Annotated in this window: 17 protein-coding genes; 9 read left to right on the top strand and 8 right to left on the bottom strand. The window is 66.5% G+C overall.

The annotated features are described in order from the left end of the window. Nucleotides 1-194 precede the first annotated feature (194 nt). Nucleotides 195-647, top strand: coding sequence for a host attachment protein (locus AABQ55_RS19125; protein WP_244767115.1), 453 nt, complete (start codon nucleotides 195-197; stop codon nucleotides 645-647). An 18-nt stretch (nucleotides 648-665) separates the two neighbouring features. Here AABQ55_RS19125 and AABQ55_RS19120 read toward each other — a convergent pair whose 3' ends face one another. Then, nucleotides 666-2,261: a trimethylamine methyltransferase family protein gene (locus tag AABQ55_RS19120; RefSeq protein ID WP_272807499.1), complete on the bottom strand. Its 1,596-nt coding sequence runs from the start codon at nucleotides 2,259-2,261 to the stop codon at nucleotides 666-668. 229 nt (nucleotides 2,262-2,490) lie between these two features. On the opposite strand from AABQ55_RS19120, the gene AABQ55_RS19115 reads away from it, so the two are divergent. Next, nucleotides 2,491-6,153: a PAS-domain containing protein gene (locus AABQ55_RS19115; RefSeq protein ID WP_272806142.1), complete on the top strand. Its 3,663-nt coding sequence runs from the start codon at nucleotides 2,491-2,493 to the stop codon at nucleotides 6,151-6,153. A gap of 4 nt (nucleotides 6,154-6,157) precedes the next feature. Here AABQ55_RS19115 and mnmD read toward each other — a convergent pair whose 3' ends face one another. Further along, the gene (mnmD, locus tag AABQ55_RS19110; protein ID WP_244767113.1) at nucleotides 6,158-6,880 is read right to left on the bottom strand and encodes a tRNA (5-methylaminomethyl-2-thiouridine)(34)-methyltransferase MnmD; all 723 of its coding nucleotides are present in this window, start codon (nucleotides 6,878-6,880) and stop codon (nucleotides 6,158-6,160) included. Here mnmD and AABQ55_RS19105 point away from each other — a divergent pair. Beyond that, on the top strand, nucleotides 6,879-8,057 hold the full coding sequence (locus AABQ55_RS19105; protein WP_272806141.1) for an NAD(P)/FAD-dependent oxidoreductase: 1,179 nt from the start codon (nucleotides 6,879-6,881) through the stop codon (nucleotides 8,055-8,057). The two genes, mnmD and AABQ55_RS19105, sit on opposite strands and share 2 nt — an antisense overlap. 7 nt (nucleotides 8,058-8,064) lie before the next feature. Here AABQ55_RS19105 and AABQ55_RS19100 read toward each other — a convergent pair whose 3' ends face one another. Continuing rightward, nucleotides 8,065-8,439 (bottom strand): PRC-barrel domain-containing protein, encoded by a 375-nt coding sequence (locus tag AABQ55_RS19100; RefSeq protein ID WP_272806140.1) that lies wholly within the window; start codon nucleotides 8,437-8,439, stop codon nucleotides 8,065-8,067. Between the two features lie 136 nt (nucleotides 8,440-8,575). Here AABQ55_RS19100 and puuE point away from each other — a divergent pair, with 136 nt between their 5' ends. From puuE to uraH, 4 genes are read left to right on the top strand one after another with little or no spacing between them, the layout of a single operon-like run. Next, a complete protein-coding gene (gene puuE, locus AABQ55_RS19095; protein ID WP_272806139.1) occupies nucleotides 8,576-9,508 on the top strand; it encodes an allantoinase PuuE in 933 nt (310 codons plus the stop codon). Next, on the top strand, nucleotides 9,505-10,002 hold the full coding sequence (uraD, locus tag AABQ55_RS19090) for a 2-oxo-4-hydroxy-4-carboxy-5-ureidoimidazoline decarboxylase (protein WP_272806138.1): 498 nt from the start codon (nucleotides 9,505-9,507) through the stop codon (nucleotides 10,000-10,002). The genes puuE and uraD overlap by 4 nt, the downstream gene beginning before the upstream one ends. 51 nt (nucleotides 10,003-10,053) lie before the next feature. Then, nucleotides 10,054-10,548, top strand: coding sequence for an ureidoglycolate lyase (locus AABQ55_RS19085; RefSeq protein ID WP_272806137.1), 495 nt, complete (start codon nucleotides 10,054-10,056; stop codon nucleotides 10,546-10,548). A 7-nt stretch (nucleotides 10,549-10,555) separates the two neighbouring features. Further along, nucleotides 10,556-10,918 (top strand): hydroxyisourate hydrolase, encoded by a 363-nt coding sequence (gene uraH / locus AABQ55_RS19080; protein WP_272806136.1) that lies wholly within the window; start codon nucleotides 10,556-10,558, stop codon nucleotides 10,916-10,918. On the opposite strand, the gene guaD is transcribed toward uraH, so the two are convergent. Beyond that, complete coding sequence (gene guaD / locus AABQ55_RS19075) at nucleotides 10,915-12,222, bottom strand: guanine deaminase (RefSeq protein WP_272806135.1); 1,308 nt, start codon at nucleotides 12,220-12,222, stop codon at nucleotides 10,915-10,917. The genes uraH and guaD overlap by 4 nt on opposite strands. Before the next feature lie 5 nt (nucleotides 12,223-12,227). Further along, entirely contained in the window at nucleotides 12,228-13,460 is a 1,233-nt protein-coding gene (gene puuD, locus AABQ55_RS19070; protein ID WP_244767106.1) for a urate hydroxylase PuuD, read from the bottom strand. Between the two features lie 159 nt (nucleotides 13,461-13,619). Between puuD and AABQ55_RS19065 the strand changes: the two genes are divergently transcribed. Next, on the top strand, nucleotides 13,620-14,333 hold the full coding sequence (locus AABQ55_RS19065; protein WP_272806134.1) for a glutathione S-transferase: 714 nt from the start codon (nucleotides 13,620-13,622) through the stop codon (nucleotides 14,331-14,333). Between the two features lie 3 nt (nucleotides 14,334-14,336). Here the strand turns inward: AABQ55_RS19065 and AABQ55_RS19060 are convergent, their stop codons facing one another. Beyond that, a complete protein-coding gene (locus AABQ55_RS19060) occupies nucleotides 14,337-15,230 on the bottom strand; it encodes a LysR substrate-binding domain-containing protein (RefSeq protein ID WP_244767104.1) in 894 nt (297 codons plus the stop codon). A 101-nt stretch (nucleotides 15,231-15,331) separates the two neighbouring features. Here AABQ55_RS19060 and AABQ55_RS19055 point away from each other — a divergent pair, with 101 nt between their 5' ends. After that, the gene (locus AABQ55_RS19055) at nucleotides 15,332-15,511 is read left to right on the top strand and encodes a hypothetical protein (protein ID WP_244767103.1); all 180 of its coding nucleotides are present in this window, start codon (nucleotides 15,332-15,334) and stop codon (nucleotides 15,509-15,511) included. Here the strand turns inward: AABQ55_RS19055 and xdhC are convergent. Both xdhC and AABQ55_RS19045 read right to left on the bottom strand, forming a co-directional pair. Beyond that, the gene (gene xdhC, locus AABQ55_RS19050; RefSeq protein ID WP_272806133.1) at nucleotides 15,508-16,347 is read right to left on the bottom strand and encodes a xanthine dehydrogenase accessory protein XdhC; all 840 of its coding nucleotides are present in this window, start codon (nucleotides 16,345-16,347) and stop codon (nucleotides 15,508-15,510) included. The two genes, AABQ55_RS19055 and xdhC, sit on opposite strands and share 4 nt — an antisense overlap. A 155-nt stretch (nucleotides 16,348-16,502) precedes the next feature. Then, nucleotides 16,503-17,276, bottom strand: a complete 774-nt coding sequence (locus AABQ55_RS19045; RefSeq protein WP_272806132.1) for a 3-hydroxybutyrate dehydrogenase — start codon at nucleotides 17,274-17,276, stop codon at nucleotides 16,503-16,505. Nucleotides 17,277-17,388 lie beyond the last annotated feature (112 nt).

Here is a 17,388-nt window from a genome sequence, read left to right as displayed (position 1 = left end):
CCGTACCCTAGCGAACCATGGCGGCGCGGGGATAGGGGACGGACACCGCTTTCCAACAGGTTCGTTATCGATGCCACCCGGAACATGCGCCCGGCCGTTGCGTTGGATCAACGCGCATCCTGCCACAATCCTGTTGGATGTTGCGCAGGGCGGATTCGTCTGCCTGTCCATGAACCTCGCTACGGGAGTGAAACATGACCGCTACGACTTGGATTCTCGCCGCTGACGGCAACCAGGCCCGCCTGCTCAAAGGGGTGAACCTGTTGAAGGATGGCCAGCAGAGCCCGGAGCAGGAGGTCTTTCGCTGGGAGCCGAAGAAGGCGCAGGACATCATGGCCGACAAGCCCGGCCGCAGCCATTCCTCGGTCGGTCCTGGCCGTTCCGCCATGGAATATTCGAGCGATCCCGTGCGGGAGGAACAGTTGAAGTTCACAGCGGAAGTCGCCGGCCGCATCGACGACTACGCCGCCGAAGGCGCCTTCGACCGGCTCGTGGTCTGCGCAGCGCCGCAGACGCTCGGCGACCTGCGCAACAAGCTCTCCGACAAGTCGCGCACGCTGACCATGGCCGAGATCGACAAGAACTTTTCCAACCTGCCGACGGAGAAGCTGATCTCCTCCGTCCGCTCCATCATGTTCGATGCCTGAGGTCGTACGAGAAAAGCCTTAGAAATCCGTGGGAACGCCGCCCTCTTCCTTGCGCTTTGCGACGAACGCCTCCAGTTCGTCCTCGATCGCCGGGTCGAGCGGCGGCTTCTCGTAGGTGTTTAGCTTTTCCTTGAAGACCCGGTTGGCATGATCGTAGGTGGTCGGCCGGCCGGCTTCCGTCCATGTCTCGAAATTGCGCCAGTCCGACAGGATCGGGGCGTAGAACGCCGTCTCGTAGCGGGCGAGCGTGTGCGGCGTGCCAAAGAAGTGGCCGCCCGGGCCGACGTCCCGCACGGCCTCAATGCCCAGCGCGTCCGGGCTGACATCGAGCGGCGCCAGATATTCGGCCACCATCTGCAGCATGTCCACGTCGAGGATGAACTTCTCGAAGGAGGCCGTCAGGCCGCCCTCGCTCCAGCCGGCCGAATGCATGATGAAGTTGCCGCCGCCCTGCGTCAGCGCCCAGAGGGAAAAGGCGGATTCATAGGCGGCCTGTGCATCCAGCGTGTTGGAGGCATTGGTGTTCGAGGTGCGATAGGGGATGTTGTACTTGCGGGCGAGCTGGCCGCCGGCGATCACCGCCTTCATGTATTCCGGCGTGCCGAAGGCGGGCGCGCCCGTCTTCATGTCGACATTGGAGGTGAAGCCGCCATACATGACCGGCGCGCCGCGCCGCACCATCTGCGTGAAGGCGATGCCGGCCAGCGCCTCGGCATTCTGCTGCACGACGGCGCCCGCGATCGTCACCGGCGCCATGGCGCCGGCCAGCGTGAAGGGCGTCACCACCACGACCTGGCCCCGCGACGACATCTCGATGATGCCCTGCAGCATCGGCCCGTCGAGCCGCAGCGGCGAGGAGGTGTTGATGATGGTGAAGAGCGAGGGCTCGCGCTCCATCTGCTCCATCGAGATGCCGCGGCCGATGCGGGCGATCTCGATGCCGTCGAGATTGCGCTGCCTGCCGAGCGAATAGACGTGGAACACCTTGTCGGTCAGCGTCACCAGGTCCGACAGGCAGTCGAGATGGCGGACGGAGGCGTGGATGTCGACCGGCTCGACCGGATAGCCGCCCGTCGTGTGGATGACGTCGTAGGACTGGGCGAGCTTCACCAGCTTGCGGAAATCCTCCTGGTTGCCGGCGCGCCGGCCGCCGTCGCGGTCGGCGACGAAGGGGGCGGAGGCAACCTGCGCGAAGACGAGGTTGTTGCCGCCGATCTCGACATTGCGCAGGGGATTGCGCGCATGCATCGTGAAGGCGGGCGGGACGGAGGCCATCATGTCCAGGATGAGCCCGCGGTCGAAGCGCACGCGGTCCGTGCCGGGCGTCACCTCGGCGCCGGCCGCCTTCATGCGCTCGCGCGCCTCCGGCAGGATGATGTCCATGCCGATCTCTTCGAGGATGGTGAGCGATGCCTGGTGCACGGCCTCCAGCGCATCCTCGGAAAGCACCTCGGAGGAAGCCGTCGTGTTGACGAGATTGAGGTATCTGGAGGTGGCCGTCGGCCGGCGGATGCGCTCTGCGCTGCGCCCGCCGCTGCGGCGCCGGCGCTCGACGGGCGTCTCGGACGCCTCCGGTTGTTCGAGGTGACTTTCGAGTTTGATCACGTCGCCCATGTGCAGCGCAGCCCCGGTCTGGTTTGCCTCGCGCTTTTGTCGCATGTCCTGCAACGGCATGCTCCGCCATTTGCGACAGCCAAATGCCCTGGTGGATAAGCGGTTTCGGGACGCGCCTTCCTGGATGCGTCACTTCCGGCAACGAAAGGTTAACCATCCGTTCAAGGATTAGTGGTACCCCCGAGGGGTATGAATCTCTCCCTCCGTCCTGCTTCGGGGAGCGCGTGGCGTGGCTGAAACTCAAGACGAATTGCTGGTGGCGGCCTGTGCGCGCGTTCGCGAACACCCGTATCCGGCATATGTCAAAAGCAGCGAGTTGCGCTATCTGGCGGTGAACGAGGCCTATGCGCGCCTCTTCGGCCACGGTCCCGCGGAGATGATCGGCCTTACCAGCGACGAAAGCGGCGAGGCGCCGGGCCATGGCGACCGCGACGATCCGGAACGCCGCTGCCTGATCTTCGGAAACCCCGAGCGGGCCCGTTATCTGCACCCCTTCGGCGGCGGCAGCTTCGATATCGCCATGAAGCGCGAGCGAATCTCCCCGACTCTCTCGGTGCTCGTCGGCCTTTTCACGCCCTCGGTCGAGGTGCCGGCCGCCACGATCTGTGCCGCCGCCAATCTGAATGGCGTTGCGGCGCGGCTGGCGGATGCTGCGGCCGGGGAGCGCGGCGATGCCGCGTCTGGCGAGCCTGTGGAGGATGCGCTCGATGCGCTCGGGGCGGGCGTCGCCGTCTTCGGTGCCGACAACCGGTTGCGATACGCCAATCGCAGCATGCGGGAGTTCTACCGGCTGCTCGTCGGCACGCTTGCGGACGGCCCCGTCAACCTCGCCGCGCTCACGCGCGCGCTGCACGATATCGAAGTGGGACACACGTCCGAAGACGAGCGCGAGCACTGGGTCGCCGCGCGGCTTGCCTGCTATGACCTGCCGCTGCACGAATGCGTCGTCCGCCTTGCCGGCGGCTGGATCCGCCTCGTCACGCAGCGCCGGCCGGATGGCACCTTCGTTGCGTTGCGCCTCGACGTGACGGCGCTGAAGGAGAGCGAAGGGCGGCTGAAGCAGCATTCGCAGGAGATCAGCCTCTACCGGGCGCTGCTCGACGAGCTGCCGGTCGCAAGCTTCATGCGCGACGAGAACCAGCGCATGATCTTCGCCAACCGCGCCTATGTCGCGCTGACGGGCCGCCAGCCGGAAGAACTGCTCGGCCTCACCACGCTCGACATGTTTCCGGGGCAGGGCGAGAAGTTCCACGCGCAGAACCAGCTCGTGCTCGATACCGGCGAACTGCTTGAAGCCGAGATCGATCATGTCCGGCCGGACGGCTCGGTGCTGCCGACGATCTCGCGTCTCTGCCGCGTCACGACGCTGGACGAAAAACGCTATCTCATCGGCTCGATCACCGACACCACGGTGCTGAAGAAGCGCGAAGGCCAGCTGATCGAGGCCCAACGCGAGGCGGAGGGCGCCAAGGCGGATCTCGAAAGCATCGTCGAATCGTTGCCTGTCGGCATCGTCGTCGTCGATGTGGCCGGCAATATCGAACTGGTGAACGGCGCCTTCGAGGAGCTGTGGGACGGCGCGCTGCCGCCGATGAAAGGCCGCCCGCTGGGCGATCTCCTGCGCTTCCAGCAGGCGCAGGGCGGCGCCTACGGGGAAGAGGGGACGCTTGCCGAGGCCTACGAGGCGTGCATTTCCGGTATCCGGGCCGGCGAGACGCCGGCGCGCGAGGTCGCCTATGCCAGCGGCCGGACGGTGATCGAGGCCGGCTGTGCGATCTCCGGCGGCCGCTGCCTCCTGACCTATATCGACATCACCGAGCGGCGCGAGCGCGAGCGCGAGGTGCTGGAGACCCGCAGCGCCCTCGAGGAGGTCGGCAGCCTCGTCAAGGACGCGGTCTCCTCGATGAGCCAGGGCCTCCTCATCATCGAGGACGGCGTGGTGGTGCTCTCCAACGAGGCGCTGTCCGCGATGATCGCCATGCCGCGCGAGTTGCTGCAGCCGGGCGCGCTCGTCAAGGACGTGCTGCAAAGCTGCATCGACCGTGACATCGCCGGCTTCCTCGGCGAGGAGCCCGTCGATGCCAGCCGGTTCGGGGAAATCCTCTTCACCGGCAAGCCGGCGTCGCTGACGGTCTTCAGCGGCTACCAGCGCTGGCTGCGTCTCGACGTGACCCCGACGAGCCGCGGCCGCGACGTCATCGTCTTTTCCGATATCACGGACCTCAAGAGCCGCGAGGACGAGCTGCGCCGCCTCGTTACCCGCGCCGAGACGGCCGACAAGGCGAAGTCGGAATTCCTCGCCAATATGAGCCATGAAATCCGCACGCCGATGAACGGCGTGCTCGGCATGGCGGAGCTGCTCGCCAAATCGAACCTCGATACGCGGCAGAAGACCTTCATCGACATCATGGTGAAGTCCGGCAATGCGCTGCTCACCATCATCAACGACATCCTCGACTTCTCGAAGATCGATGCCGGCCAGATGACGCTGCGTGCCACCGCCTTCAATCCGGTGGAGGCGATCGAGGACGTCGCGACGCTGCTGTCGGCGAAGGCGGCGGAGAAGGACATCGAGCTCGTCGTGCGCGGCGCGGCCAACATGCCGGCCGTGGTGATGGGCGACGCGGGCCGTTTCCGCCAGATCGTCACCAATCTCGTGGGCAACGCCGTCAAGTTCACCGACCGCGGGCATGTCCTCATCGATCTTTCCGCGCAGACGGGCGGGGATGGCGGCGTGGAGATCATCATCCGCGTCGAGGACACGGGGGCGGGCATTCCGGCCGAGAAGATGGAATCGATCTTCGAGAAGTTCTCGCAGGTCGACGCCTCCTCGACCCGCCGCCACGAGGGAACCGGCCTCGGCCTCGCCATCACCGACGGGCTGACGCGCCTGTTCGGCGGCACGCTCACGGCGACCAGCGAGGTCGGCAGCGGTTCGGCCTTCACCGTGCGCCTGCCGATGGCGCTCGCCGTCGCCGCCCTGCCGGCCCGCATCGTGCCGGCCAGGGCGCCGGGCGCGCGCATCCTCGTCGTCGACGGGCACGACCTCTCCCGCAAGGCCGCGCACGACATGCTGCTCGACTGGGGTTTCGACGCGACCGCCGTCGGCTCCGAGACGGAGGCGCTTGCCGTCCTCGCCGCGGCAGGCGACATGGGCGTCTCGGTGGATGCCGTCCTGCTCGACTACCACCCGGAGCGTGCCTTCGATTTCGTGCGGGCATTACGGGAAGGGCCCCGAACCGCCGGCATCGCCGTGATCATGCTCACATCCATGACCCTGCCGGCCGATGACAGGCTGCTCGCCTCGCCGGATATCCAGGCCCATCTCATGAAGCCCGTGCGGGCCGACCTGCTGCGCGAGACGGTGTCCGAGGTGCTGCGGGCGATGCGCGGGACGAAGGCTCCGGCGCAAGGCGCAGGCGAGGGCAAGGTCCTGCCGCTGCGCCCGCATGCGGCCACCTCCGGGGTCGCGGCCGCCGAAGGCGAAATCCTCGATGTCCTCGTGGCCGAGGACAACGAGGTCAACCAGATCCTCTTCACCCAGATGCTGATGGCCTCCGGCCTGCGCTTCCGGCTGGTGGAAAACGGGCAGGAGGCGGTGGAGGTTTTCCGCGCGTCCCGCCCCGGCATGATCCTGATGGACATCTCCATGCCGGTGATGGACGGCCTGCAGGCGAGCCGTGCGATCCGCGCGATCGAAAGCGGCTCCGGCCGCCGGGTGCCGATCGTCGCCGTCACCGCCCATGTGCTCGATGGCGATCGCGAGGACTGCCTGACCGCGGGCATGGACGATTACCTGACGAAGCCGATCAGCATCGAGAAGCTCGAAGAAAAGCTCGACCGCTGGCTGAAGCGCAGCGGCAGGGACGCCGTGACCGGCACGCTGTCGTGAGCGTTCAGCCGACCGGTCTTTCCCCGCACAGCATTTCCCGTTTTCCCGCAAAACCCGGCCGGCGTTCCACGACGAAACCGGCGGCCGCAAGGTTGCGCCGCACGAAGCCGGCCGCCGCATAGGTGCCGAAGCGCCCGCCGGGAACGGTCAGCCGGAAGACCGCCGCCATCAGCTCGGCCGACCACATGTCCGGATTGCGCGCAGGCGCGAAACCGTCGAGAAACCAGGCGTCGAAGGGTGTCGTCTCGTTCCCGAGGCTTTCCAGCGCCGCGCCGCAGACCACGGTGAGGCGGACACCGGGCGCAAGGTCGATCTCGACGCGCCCGGCCGGTGCATCCGGCCATTTGTCGGCCAGGATCGTGCGTTCGTGCTCGATTTCCGGCCAGTGCGCGAGTGCCCGGGCGATATCGGCACGCGCCATGGGGAAACGCTCGAAGGAGGTGAAGTGGAGGCTTGCGCCTTCCGGCGCGGTTCCGCGCCATTGCCGCCAGGTCTCGCAGAGGTTGAGGCCGGTGCCGAAGCCGAGTTCGGCGATGCGGAAAGGTGCTTTCCGTTGCCAGCGGTCCGGCAGCCCATTGCCGGCGAGGAAGACATGGCCGCATTCCAGCCGGCCGTCGCTGCGGCAATAAAAGTGGTCGTCAAAGGCCCGGGAATAGGGCATATCGCCGTCGTGCCAATCGAGGACGGCTTCGGTCTGCGGCGTGTTTTCAGGATTGTGGTCAGCCATGGCGAATGCCGATAATCGCGGGAAGGCCGCCGGTCAACCGGCCGTGGACCTCATCGTCGCCGGCGGCGGGGTGATGGGCCTGTGGACCGCGCTTCTTGCCGCCCGGCAGGGCCTGTCCGTGCACCTTGCCGAGCGGCGGGCGATCGGCGCAGGCGCCAGCGGCGGCGTGCTCGGCGCGCTGATGCCGCATCTGCCGGATCGCTGGAACGCCAAGAAGGCCTTCCAGTTCGCCGCGCTGGTTTCGCTCGAGGCGGAGATCGCAGCGCTGGAGGCCGAAACCGGGCTTTCCGCGGGCTATCGCCGCTCCGGCCGCCTCATCCCCCTTCCGAAGCCCCACAACCGCGCCATCGCGCTCCGCCATGCGCAGGATGCGCTTTCCGTCTGGACGATGCCCGGCCGCACCTTCGCCTTCGAGGTACTGGACGCGTCCCCCGTCGCGGGATGGCCGGCGGAAACGGCGATGGCTTCGGGGCTCGTCCATGATCATCTCGCCGCCCGCCTTGCGCCCCGCGCGCTGCTCGCCGCCTTGCGGGCCGCGCTCGCGCGCCTGCCGAATGTCACGATCCGCGAAGGCGCGGGGCTTTCCGCGCTGGACCCGGCGAATGGCATCGCCCGGTTCGAGGATGGCGCCAGCCTGGCCTTCGGCCATTGCGTGCTGGCGGCCGGCGTCGAGACCTTCGCCTTGCTCGCGCCGCTCGTTCCCCCGCCGGCAAGGCGGGTGGGGAGCGCGGTGAAGGGGCAGGCGGCGCTGCTTCGGGCGCCCGTCGATCCGGCATTGCCGGTGATCTTTGCCGACGGGCTTTACATCGTGCCGCATGAGGACGGCCTCGTCGCTATCGGCAGCACCAGCGAAAACAGCTTTGCCGATCCCTCCGGCACTGACGGGCTTCTCGACGCGCTGATCGCCAGGGCACGGCAGATGGCGCCGGTTCTGGCGGAAGCGCCGGTCGTGGAGCGCTGGGCAGGGCTGCGGCCCAAGGCGATCGGCCGCGAGCCGATGGTCGGCCGCCATCCCGATCACCCGACCGTCAGCCTGATGACCGGCGGCTTCAAGGTGAGCTTCGGCCTGGCGCATGAACTGGCGCGCGCGGTGCTGGACGAAATCAAGGGCGGCACGCTTGGCGTACCGCCCTCCTTCACCGTCGCGGCCCACTTCGAGGAAGCCGGACGGGTGTGACCCGTGCTTACATCCAGTAGGGCGGCACGCCGTAATAGTCGTGGATCACCTTGCCGTTGCGGTGGTTCCAGTCGTATTCGGCATCGCTTTCATAGTGCGGTGCGCGCTCGACCTGCTCCTTCGTCACGTCGACGCGATAGCCGCCGAGGCCTTCGTCATAGCTCAGCTTCGCCCAAGGCAAGGGATAGTGGTCCTGGCCGAGGCCGAGGAAGCCGCCGAAGCTGAGCACCGCGTAGGAGACGTGACCGCTGCGCTTGTCGAGGATCAGACGCTCCACCGAGCCGATATGCTTGCCGTCGGCCCCGTAGACACTCGTGCCCTCCACCTTGTCGCTGGCGATCAGATCCTGGGTTTCGCGAATGTTTGCATCCTGCATGGCCATAGGTGTTTCTCCTTGCTTGTGATGGACAGGAAACGGGCCGAGGCGGTAATGGTTCCTTTCATGAGGGTATGCATCGGATTCAATTCGGCTTCCGGCCGTCCGCTGCACCGGTTCCGCCCATTGTCGAGGTGATCGAATGACTGAGAAGACCTATCCGCGCGACCTGATTGGCTACGGCCGCACGCCCCCCAAGGTGCGCTGGCCGGGCGATGCCAACATCGCCGTGCAGTTCGTCATCAACTATGAGGAGGGCGGCGAAAGCTGCATCCTCGACGGTGACGGGGCGTCGGAGTGCCTGCTCTCGGAAATCGTCGGCGCGCAGCCCTGGCCGGGCCAGCGCAACCTCAACATGGAATCGATCTACGAATACGGCTCGCGCGCAGGCTTCTGGCGCCTGCATCGCCTGTTCACCAGCCGCAACGTCACGACCACCGTCTACGGCGTGACGCTCGCCATGGCGCGCAACCCGGAAGCCGTCGCCGCCATGAAGGAAGCCGGCTGGGAAATCGCCAGCCACGGCTACCGCTGGCTGGAATACAAGGATTTTTCCGAGGAGAAGGAGCGCGAGCACATCCGCGAGGCCGTGCGCCTGCACAAGGAGCTGACCGGCTCCCATCCGCTCGGCATGTACCAGGGCAAGCCCTCCGGCAACACGCTGCGCCTGGTCATGGAGGAGGGCGGCTTCGTCTATTCCTCCGATTCCTATGCGGACGACCTGCCCTTCTGGGTGCCGGGCCTCGACGGCCAGCCCTTCCTGATCATCCCCTATACGCTCGAAACCAACGACATGCGGTTTGCGACGCCCCAGGGCTTCAACACCGGCGACCAGTTCTTCACCTACCTGAAGGACGCCTTCGACGTGCTCTACCAGGAGGGCGCCGAAGGCAGCCCGAAGATGCTGAACATCGGCCTGCACTGCCGCCTCGTCGGCCGGCCCGGCCGCGCCGCCGCGCTCGCCCGCTTCGTCGATTACGTGCTCGGCCATGAGAAGATCTGGATCCCGCGGCGCATCGACATCGCGCGCCACTGGATCGAGAACCACCACCCGTCGAAGGGGAAGGGCGCATGATCGACCGGGCCGATTTCCTCGCCCGTTTCGGCGGCGTCTTCGAGCATTCGCCCTTCATCGCCGAGCGCGCGTTCGATGCCGGCGCCGTCGCCCTGCCGCTGACGGCAGCCGGCGTGCATGCCGCGCTCGTCGAGGCCTTCCGCACGGCGAGCGAGGCCGAGCAGCTTGGCGTGCTGCGTGCCCATCCGGACCTTGCCGGCAGGCTGGCGATCGCCGGCGAGCTGACGGAGGACAGCCGCAACGAGCAGGCCGGTGCCGGCCTCGACCGGCTCTCTCCGGCCGAGCACGCCCGCTTCACCGAGCTCAACACCGCCTATACGGAAAAGTTCGGCTTCCCCTTCATCATTGCGGTGAAAGGGCTTACCAAGGATGACATCCTCGCCGCCTTCGAGGCCCGCATCGGCAACACGGCGGCGGCGGAGTTCGAAACCGCGAAAACCCAGGTGGAGCGCATCGCGCTCCTCAGATTGACCGCTGCTCTCCCCGGAGAATGAACATGCCCGACCACCGAAGACCGCCCTTCCTCTCCCCGGGAGGGCTGTCTCATGGCTGAGAAACTGACGATCCGGCCGCTGACCCAGGAAGCCTTCGCCCCCTTCGGCACGGTGATCGAGGCCGATCCCGCCACGATGCGCCATATCAACGGCGGCAATACCGAGCGCTACCATGCGCTCGCCGAGGCCGAGGCCGTCGGCGAGGATGCGAAGGTCATCATCAACCTCTTCCGCGGCAGCCCAAGGGCCTTCCCCTATGCCGTCGACATGATGGAGCGCCATCCCTTCGGCAGCCAGAGCTTCTCGCCAATCGACGACCGGCCCTGGCTGGTCGTGGTGGCGGAGGACGAGGGCGGTAGGCCGGGCAGGCCGCAGGTCTTCCGCGCCGGGGGGCGTCAGGGCGTCAACTATCGCCGCAACGTCTGGCACCATCCGCTGATGACCCTCGACGCGGTGAGCGATTTCCTCGTGGTCGACCGCCTCGGCGGCGGCGTCAACCTGGAGGAGTTCTTCTTCGACGAACCCTTCATCATCGAACATCCCTGAGGAACCCATGAACAAGCCCGGCCGCCTCACGACCCATGTCCTCGACACCGCGCTCGGCAAGCCCGCGGCCGGCCTGACGATCGATCTCTTCTGGATCGAGAACGGCGAGCACCAGCACATCGTGACCAGGGTGACGAACGGCGATGGGCGCGTCGACGCTCCGCTGGTGGAGGGCGTCGGCTTCATGGCCGGCACCTATGAGCTGGTGTTCCACGCCGGCGACTATCTGCGCGCGACGGGGGCGGTCACCACCGAACCCGCCTTCCTCGACCGCATACCCCTGCGCTTCGGCGTCGCCGATCCGTCGAGCCACTACCACGTCCCGCTGCTGCTTACGGCCTACGGCTACTCCACCTATCGCGGCAGTTAGAGCGCCGCCTTCATGGGCTTGCCGGCCACGTAGGTCTCGCGCACGGCCCGGTCGTCGCCGAGCGTCTGGAGCAGGAAGAGTTCGTCCGTCAGCGAGCGCACCACTTCCATCTTCAGCGCCATGGCAGGTGTCGCGGCGGCATCCAGCACCACGAAGTCGGCGTCCGTGCCGGCATCCAGCGTGCCGATGCGGTCCTCGAGCGACAGCGCCTCGGCATTGCCGAGCGTCATATGGTAGAAGCTCTCGAACGGGTTCAGCCGCTCGCCGAGCAATTGCTGGATCTTGTAGGCCTCGTCCATCGTCTTCAGCATCGAATAGCTCGTGCCGCCGCCGACATCCGTCGCGACGGCGATGCGCACCGGCCTCTCCCGGCGCGACAGCGCCTTGAGGGGGAAGAGGCCGGAGCCGAGGAAGAGGTTGGAGGTGGGGCAGTGCACCGCGACGGCGCCCGCCTCGCTCATCGCATCCGCTTCCCGCTCGGAGAGGTGGATGCAATGGCCGAACAGGCTTTTCGGGCCCAGCAGGCCGTATTTCGCATAGACGTCCGTATAGTCGAGCGCATCGGGATAGAGCTCGCTGGTGAAGCGGATCTCGTCGTGGTTTTCGGAAAGGTGCGTCTGGATGTGGAGGTCCGGGAATTCGCGGGCGAGCGCGGCCGTCATTTCCATCTGCGCCGGCGTCGAGGTGATGGCGAAGCGCGGGGTGATGGCGACATGGTTGCGGCCCCTGCCGTGCCATTCGGCGATCACGGCGCGCGTCTCGTCACAGCCCGTTTCGGGCGTGTCCAGCAGGCCTTGCGGCGCGTTGCGGTCCATCATCACCTTGCCGCCCACCATGCACATGCCGCGCTTCAGCGCCTCGGCGAAATAGGCGTCGGCGGATGTCTTGTGCACGGAGCAATAGGCGACGGCGGTCGTCGTGCCGTGGCGGATCATCTCGTCGTAGAAGTGGCGGGCGATGCGGGCGGCATGCTCGCTCTCCACGAAGCGGCATTCCTCCGGGAAGGTATAGGTGTTCAGCCATTCCAAGAGGTTGGCGGCATAGGAGCCGATCACCTGCATCTGCGGGAAATGCAGATGCGTGTCGATGAGGCCGGGCAGGATGAGGTGCGGGCGATGGTCGATCTCCTCCACCTCGGCGGGCGCAGCCGCGCGCATGTCCGCATAGGGGCCGACGGCGGCGATCTTCCCGTCCTCGACCAGCAGGCCGCCGTCCTCCTCGTAGCGATAGCTTGCCGTATCGTTGATCGCGACCGGGCGGCGGAAGAAGGAGAGCAGGCGTCCGCGGATGAGGGTTGTCGTCATAGCGGTCAGCGTCCTTCTGCTGCGGTTTCGAACCAGGCGGTGATCAGGGCGCGCTCTTGCCTCGTCATGCCGGTGACATTGCCCGGCGGCATGGCATGGCTGCGCCCGGCCTGCAGATAGATCTCGCGGGCATGGAGGGCAATCGCCGTTTCGCTTTCGAGCACCACGTCCTTCGGCGCCGCGCGAAGCCCTTCCCAGACGGGTTCGGCGGCATGGCACATCGAACAGCGGGTGGAGACGAGATCGCGCACCGCCGGGAAATGGCCGTTCGATGCGAACCGCTGCGCGGAGGGGGGAAGACCGGCATTCGCGCTTTCGCCGGTCAGCACCTTCGGCACGGTGGAAAGCCACATGATGAGGAGGAAGAGGAGCGCGGTGACGAGCCAGGTCCAGGTGGGCTTGCCCTTGCGGGCATGGGTCGTGTTGAACCAGTGCCGGATCGTCACGCCCATCAGGAAGACCAGTGCGGCGATGATCCAGTTGAAGGCCGTCGCGAAGGCGAGGGGATAGTGGTTCGACAGCATGAAGAAGATGACGGGCAGCGTCAGGTAGTTGTTGTGCGTGGAACGCTGCTTGGCGATGACGCCGTATTTCGGATCGGGCGTGCGGCCGGCGATGAGGTCGGCGACGACGACGCGCTGGTTCGGCATGATAATGAAGAAGACGTTGGCCGACATGATCGTCGCCGTGAAGGCGCCGAGATGGAGGAACGCGGCCCGGCCGGTGAAGACCTGCGTGTAGCCCCAGGCCATGGCGACGAGGATGCAATAGAGGACGAGCATCAGCCCCCAGGTGTTCCTGCCGAGCGGCGACTTGCAGAGAAGGTCGTAGAGGATCCAGCCGAGTGCCAGCGAGGCGAGCGAGATGAGGACGGCGACCGGCGTCGAGACGTCGAGCACCGAGCGATCGATGAGGAAGAGGTCGGCGCCGCCGTAATAGACGAGACAGAGCAGCGCGAAGCCGGAAAGCCAGGTCATGTAGCTTTCCCATTTGAACCAGGTGAGATGCTCGGGCATCGAGGCCGGCGCCACCAGGTATTTCTGGATGTGGTAGAAGCCGCCGCCGTGCACCTGCCACTCCTCGCCATAGGCGCCGGCCGGCAGATGCGGCCGCTTCACGAGGCCGAGATCGAGCGCGATGAAATAGAAGGACGAGCCGATCCAGGCGATGGCGGTGATGACATGCAGCCAGCGGACCGCAAAGGTCAGCCATTCCCAGGCGATGGCATATTCATACATCGGCGCGTCCCCTCATGCTCTTTCCGCACCGCGCACATTGCGCAATAATCGGCGGTGAGGGAAGGGCGGGCCGGCCGGCTATCCCTCTGATTTCGATTGCGGTGCGCCCGAAAATTCGCCCCGGGCGGAACCGCCGCCCGGCCAAGGGTGTTTTGCGCCATGACCTACGAACTCTACTATTGGACCGGCATCCAGGGGCGCGGGGAATATATCCGCCTCGCGCTGGAGGCGGCCGGTGCGCCCTATCGCGACGTCGCGCGCGAGGAGGGCGACGGCATCCTGTCGAAGGTAAGCCGGGAGGTGGCCACGCCCTCCTTCGCGCCGCCCTTCCTGAGGGACGGCGACGTGGTCGTCGGGCAGGTGGCGGCCATCCTGCTCTATCTCGGCGACAAGCTCGACCTTGCGCCCCGCGAGCCGCGGCTGCGGCTCTGGACGCATCAGATCCAGCTGACCATCGCCGACTTCGTCCTGGAGGGCCATGACGTCCACCATCCCATCGGGGCGGGGGAGTACTACGAGAACCAGAAGCCCGAGTCGCTGCGGCGGGCGGCGGAATTCCGCGCGCAGCGCGTTCCGAAATTCCTCGACTGGTTCGAGGGCATCCTTGCGCGAAACCCGGACAGTCAAACGCATCTTGTCGGCGACAGGCTCAGCTATGCGGATCTCTCGCTGTTCCAGGTCATGGACGGCCTAGCCTACGCCTTCCCTGTGCTGATGGACGGGCTCTATCCGCGCTATCCGAAGATCAAGGCGCTCTGCGCCGCGGTCGCCGGGCACTCGCGGATCAGCGCCTATCTCGCCAGCGATCGCCGGCTTCCCGGTAACGAAAGCGACCTTTTCCGCCATTATCCCGAACTGGACGCCAAGGCCTAACGGTTACACCGCCGCCGGCATCGTCGCCAGGATCCAGTCGCGAAAGGCACGGATCTTCAGGATGTTGCGGCGGTTTTCCGGATAGGCGAGCCAGTAGTCGCGGCCATCGTTGCAGGTCAGCTCGAAGGGCTGGTAGAGCTGGCCGGCGGCGACCTCCGCCCGGAAGTGGCCGGGATTGAGGATCGCGACGCCCTGGCCGGCCATCGCCACCTGGGCGTCGATCGTCTGCACGCCGAGTTCGTTCGGGGGAAACCGTTCGAGGCCCGGATCGTCGATGCCCGCGGCGGAAAACCAGGTGCGCCACCAGATGTCCAGCGGGCTGATGATCGGCAGTTTCAGGAGGTCTGCCGGCTCCCCTATGCCGCCGATCGTCTCGGCCAGCGCCGGGCTCAGCATGGGGGCGAAGTCCATCCGCATGACGCGGTGGCAGGTGAGGCCCGGCCAGTCGCCCTTGCCCCAGCGGATCGAGACATCCGCCTCTTCCCGGGCAAAGTCGATCAGCTCCTGCGAGGTGGAAAGCCGGACGGCGATGGTCGGGTGCTTGAGCTGGAAGTCGCCGAGCGTGCGGCTCAGCCACTGCGTGGCGAAGGTGGGCGTCGAATGGATGTGCAGCTTCTGTTCGGCCGCCCCGCGCAGGTCCGCCACCGCTTCGGCCAGTTTCGTCAGCCCCTCGGCCACCTTGGGCGCCAGCCGCTCGCCGGCCTCGCTCAGCATCACCTGCCGCGGCTGGCGCAGGAACAGCGTCTCGCCGAGCGTCTCCTCCAGAAGCTTGATCTGGTAGCTGACGGCGGTCTGCGTCATGCCGAGCTCGTCGCCGGCGCGGGTGAAGCTGGCATGCCGCGCGGCCGCCTCGAAGACGCGAAGCGCATTGAGCGGGAAGTTGCGCGACATCTTCAAGGCCAAGTTCTCTTTATGGATACAGACGAAGCTTCGATTGGAATTCCATCATCTTTCGGCGCATCCTGCAAGCCAATGAATGGAATTTACGAGGTTTTACCATGACATGTATCGTCGATCAGGCGCCGGCGGCCCGCCTGCCGTTTCGCAAGGAAAGCCTTTGGCATAAGCTCTCCCGCGTCTTCTTGAGGCGGCAGCGCAAGCGCGTCCCCCGCCTCGATCCGAGCGAGCTTTCCGACTACATGAAGCGCGATCTCGGCTTTCTCGACGGTCGCGGCTAGCCTGCCGCCGTGGGGGCGTCCCCCTTCTGCCGCCAGGCGGCGAAGGCGAGCAGCACTTCCGACGCGGTCATCGCGGCGATGACCGCCGGGCGCTTGTCGTCCACCGCCGTGCCGCCGATCGGCAGGACCAGCCGGTCGGCCGCGCTGCGGTCGATGCCCTGCCGTTCCAGATGGTGCAGGAAGGAGGCGCGTTTCGACGTCGAGCCGACCATGCCGACATAGGCAAGGTCGGTACGGGCAAGCGCTTCCTGCCCGATCAGGAAATCCAGCGCATGGTCGTGGGTGACGATGACGACGGCAGAGCCCGGCGGAATGTCGGCGACCAGCGCCTCCGGCAGGGCGGCAAGGCGGTGGTGCACCTCGGAGGTGAGCTGGTCGAGTTCGCTCTGGCGCGCCTCCACCACGAAGATGTTGAGCGGCAGCATGGTCAGCGCATCCGCCAGCGCCCGGCCGACATGGCCGGCGCCGAAGACCCAGACCTGCGGCTTGCGCCGTTCCTCTTCGGCAAGGCGTGCCTCGAGCGCCTCGCGGGCCTGCGCGTCGGCAAAGGTGAAGGTGAGCTCGACGCGCCCGCCGCAACACTGGCCGATCTCGGGGCCGAGCGGAATGTCGAGCCTCGCCTCGCCGCCGGTATCCGCCAGCATCTTTCGCGCATTCTCGATGGCATCGTATTCGAGCTGGCCGCCGCCGACGGTGCCGTGGATTTCCGTCGGCGCCACCAGCATGAACGTGCCTTCGTCGCGCGGGGTCGAACCCTTGGCGGCGGTGACCTCGACGATGACGACGCGGTGTTCCCGGGCGAGAAAGCCCTCCAGACTGTCCTGCAGAAAGTTCATGTCATCCTTCTTTGACGGCCCTCAGCCGTCCGATGGCCGACACGCGCCTGGGCGTGGGGCGGTTTGGCCGCCGCCGGGAAGGGGCGGCCTGTGGCGGAGCACGGTGCCCAGCCATCGCGAACACGCGGATACACAGGGTGCCCGCGCGTCCGTTTCTACTGGGCGGTCCAGCCGCCATCCACCGATATATGGGTGCCGTTGATCGACTTTGCCGCATCGGAGGCGAGGAAGAGCGCGATGGCCGCGACCTCGTCGACCCCGACGAACTCCTTGGTCGGCTGGAACTTCAGCATGACGTCGGACTTCACCTCAGCCTCGCTGATGCCGCGGGCCCTGGCCGTGTCGGGGATCTGCTTTTCGACGAGCGGCGTCAGCACGTAGCCGGGGCAGATGGCGTTGACGGTGATGCCGTTCTCGGCGACTTCCAGCGCGACGGTCTTCGTCAGGCCCATGATGCCGTGTTTCGCGGCCACATAGGCGGACTTGAACGGCGAGGCGACGAGGCCATGCGCCGAGGCGACGTTGATGACGCGGCCCCAGCCCTTGCGCTTCATGTGCGGAATGGCGGCGCGGATCGTGTGGAAGGAACTGGAGAGGTTGATCGCGATGATCTGGTCCCACTTCTCCACCGGGAAATCCTCGATCTTCTCGACGTGCTGGATGCCGGCATTGTTGACGAGGATGTCGACGCCGTCGAATGCTTCCACCGCCGTCTCGACGAGGTCGGAAATCTCGTGCGGCTTCGTCATGTCGGCGGGGTGATAGAGCACGCGTCCCTTGCCGAGGCCGTCGAGCCTTGCGCGGATCGCCTCGATCTCGTCCGCCGCGCCGAACCCGTTGATGACGACATTGGCGCCGCTTTCGGCGAAGGCGGTGGCGATGGCAAGGCCGATGCCGCTGGTGGAGCCCGTTACGACGACGCTTTTCATGCTTGCTGTCTCCCGATCATGCTGCGTTGCGGTAGCCTACGCCCAAAACTCGCGCGATGACAATTGCGTTTTCCGCGCGGTACAGTCCCGCTGAGGGCAGAGCGCGACTTGC

It is taken from the genome of Shinella sp. WSD5-1, assembly GCF_963942435.1.
Taxonomy (GTDB): Bacteria; Pseudomonadota; Alphaproteobacteria; order Rhizobiales; family Rhizobiaceae; genus Shinella; species Shinella yambaruensis.
Note: the sequence above shows the minus strand (reverse complement) of the source record. Positions and strands in the feature narration are given on the sequence as shown.

What these genes read in the sequence shown, in the direction of transcription:
- AABQ55_RS19125 (WP_244767115.1), top strand. Translation starts at nt 195, where the DNA reads ATGACCGCTACGACTTGGATTCTCGCCGCTGACGGCAACCAGGCCCGC.
- AABQ55_RS19120 (WP_272807499.1), bottom strand. Translation starts at nt 2,261, where the DNA reads ATGGGCGACGTGATCAAACTCGAAAGTCACCTCGAACAACCGGAGGCG.
- AABQ55_RS19105 (WP_272806141.1), top strand. Translation starts at nt 6,879, where the DNA reads ATGGCGAATGCCGATAATCGCGGGAAGGCCGCCGGTCAACCGGCCGTG.
- mnmD (WP_244767113.1), bottom strand. Translation starts at nt 6,880, where the DNA reads ATGGCTGACCACAATCCTGAAAACACGCCGCAGACCGAAGCCGTCCTC.
- AABQ55_RS19100 (WP_272806140.1), bottom strand. Translation starts at nt 8,439, where the DNA reads ATGGCCATGCAGGATGCAAACATTCGCGAAACCCAGGATCTGATCGCC.
- puuE (WP_272806139.1), top strand. Translation starts at nt 8,576, where the DNA reads ATGACTGAGAAGACCTATCCGCGCGACCTGATTGGCTACGGCCGCACG.
- uraD (WP_272806138.1), top strand. Translation starts at nt 9,505, where the DNA reads ATGATCGACCGGGCCGATTTCCTCGCCCGTTTCGGCGGCGTCTTCGAG.
- AABQ55_RS19085 (WP_272806137.1), top strand. Translation starts at nt 10,054, where the DNA reads ATGGCTGAGAAACTGACGATCCGGCCGCTGACCCAGGAAGCCTTCGCC.
- uraH (WP_272806136.1), top strand. Translation starts at nt 10,556, where the DNA reads ATGAACAAGCCCGGCCGCCTCACGACCCATGTCCTCGACACCGCGCTC.
- guaD (WP_272806135.1), bottom strand. Translation starts at nt 12,222, where the DNA reads ATGACGACAACCCTCATCCGCGGACGCCTGCTCTCCTTCTTCCGCCGC.
- puuD (WP_244767106.1), bottom strand. Translation starts at nt 13,460, where the DNA reads ATGTATGAATATGCCATCGCCTGGGAATGGCTGACCTTTGCGGTCCGC.
- AABQ55_RS19065 (WP_272806134.1), top strand. Translation starts at nt 13,620, where the DNA reads ATGACCTACGAACTCTACTATTGGACCGGCATCCAGGGGCGCGGGGAA.
- AABQ55_RS19055 (WP_244767103.1), top strand. Translation starts at nt 15,332, where the DNA reads ATGACATGTATCGTCGATCAGGCGCCGGCGGCCCGCCTGCCGTTTCGC.
- xdhC (WP_272806133.1), bottom strand. Translation starts at nt 16,347, where the DNA reads ATGAACTTTCTGCAGGACAGTCTGGAGGGCTTTCTCGCCCGGGAACAC.
- AABQ55_RS19045 (WP_272806132.1), bottom strand. Translation starts at nt 17,276, where the DNA reads ATGAAAAGCGTCGTCGTAACGGGCTCCACCAGCGGCATCGGCCTTGCC.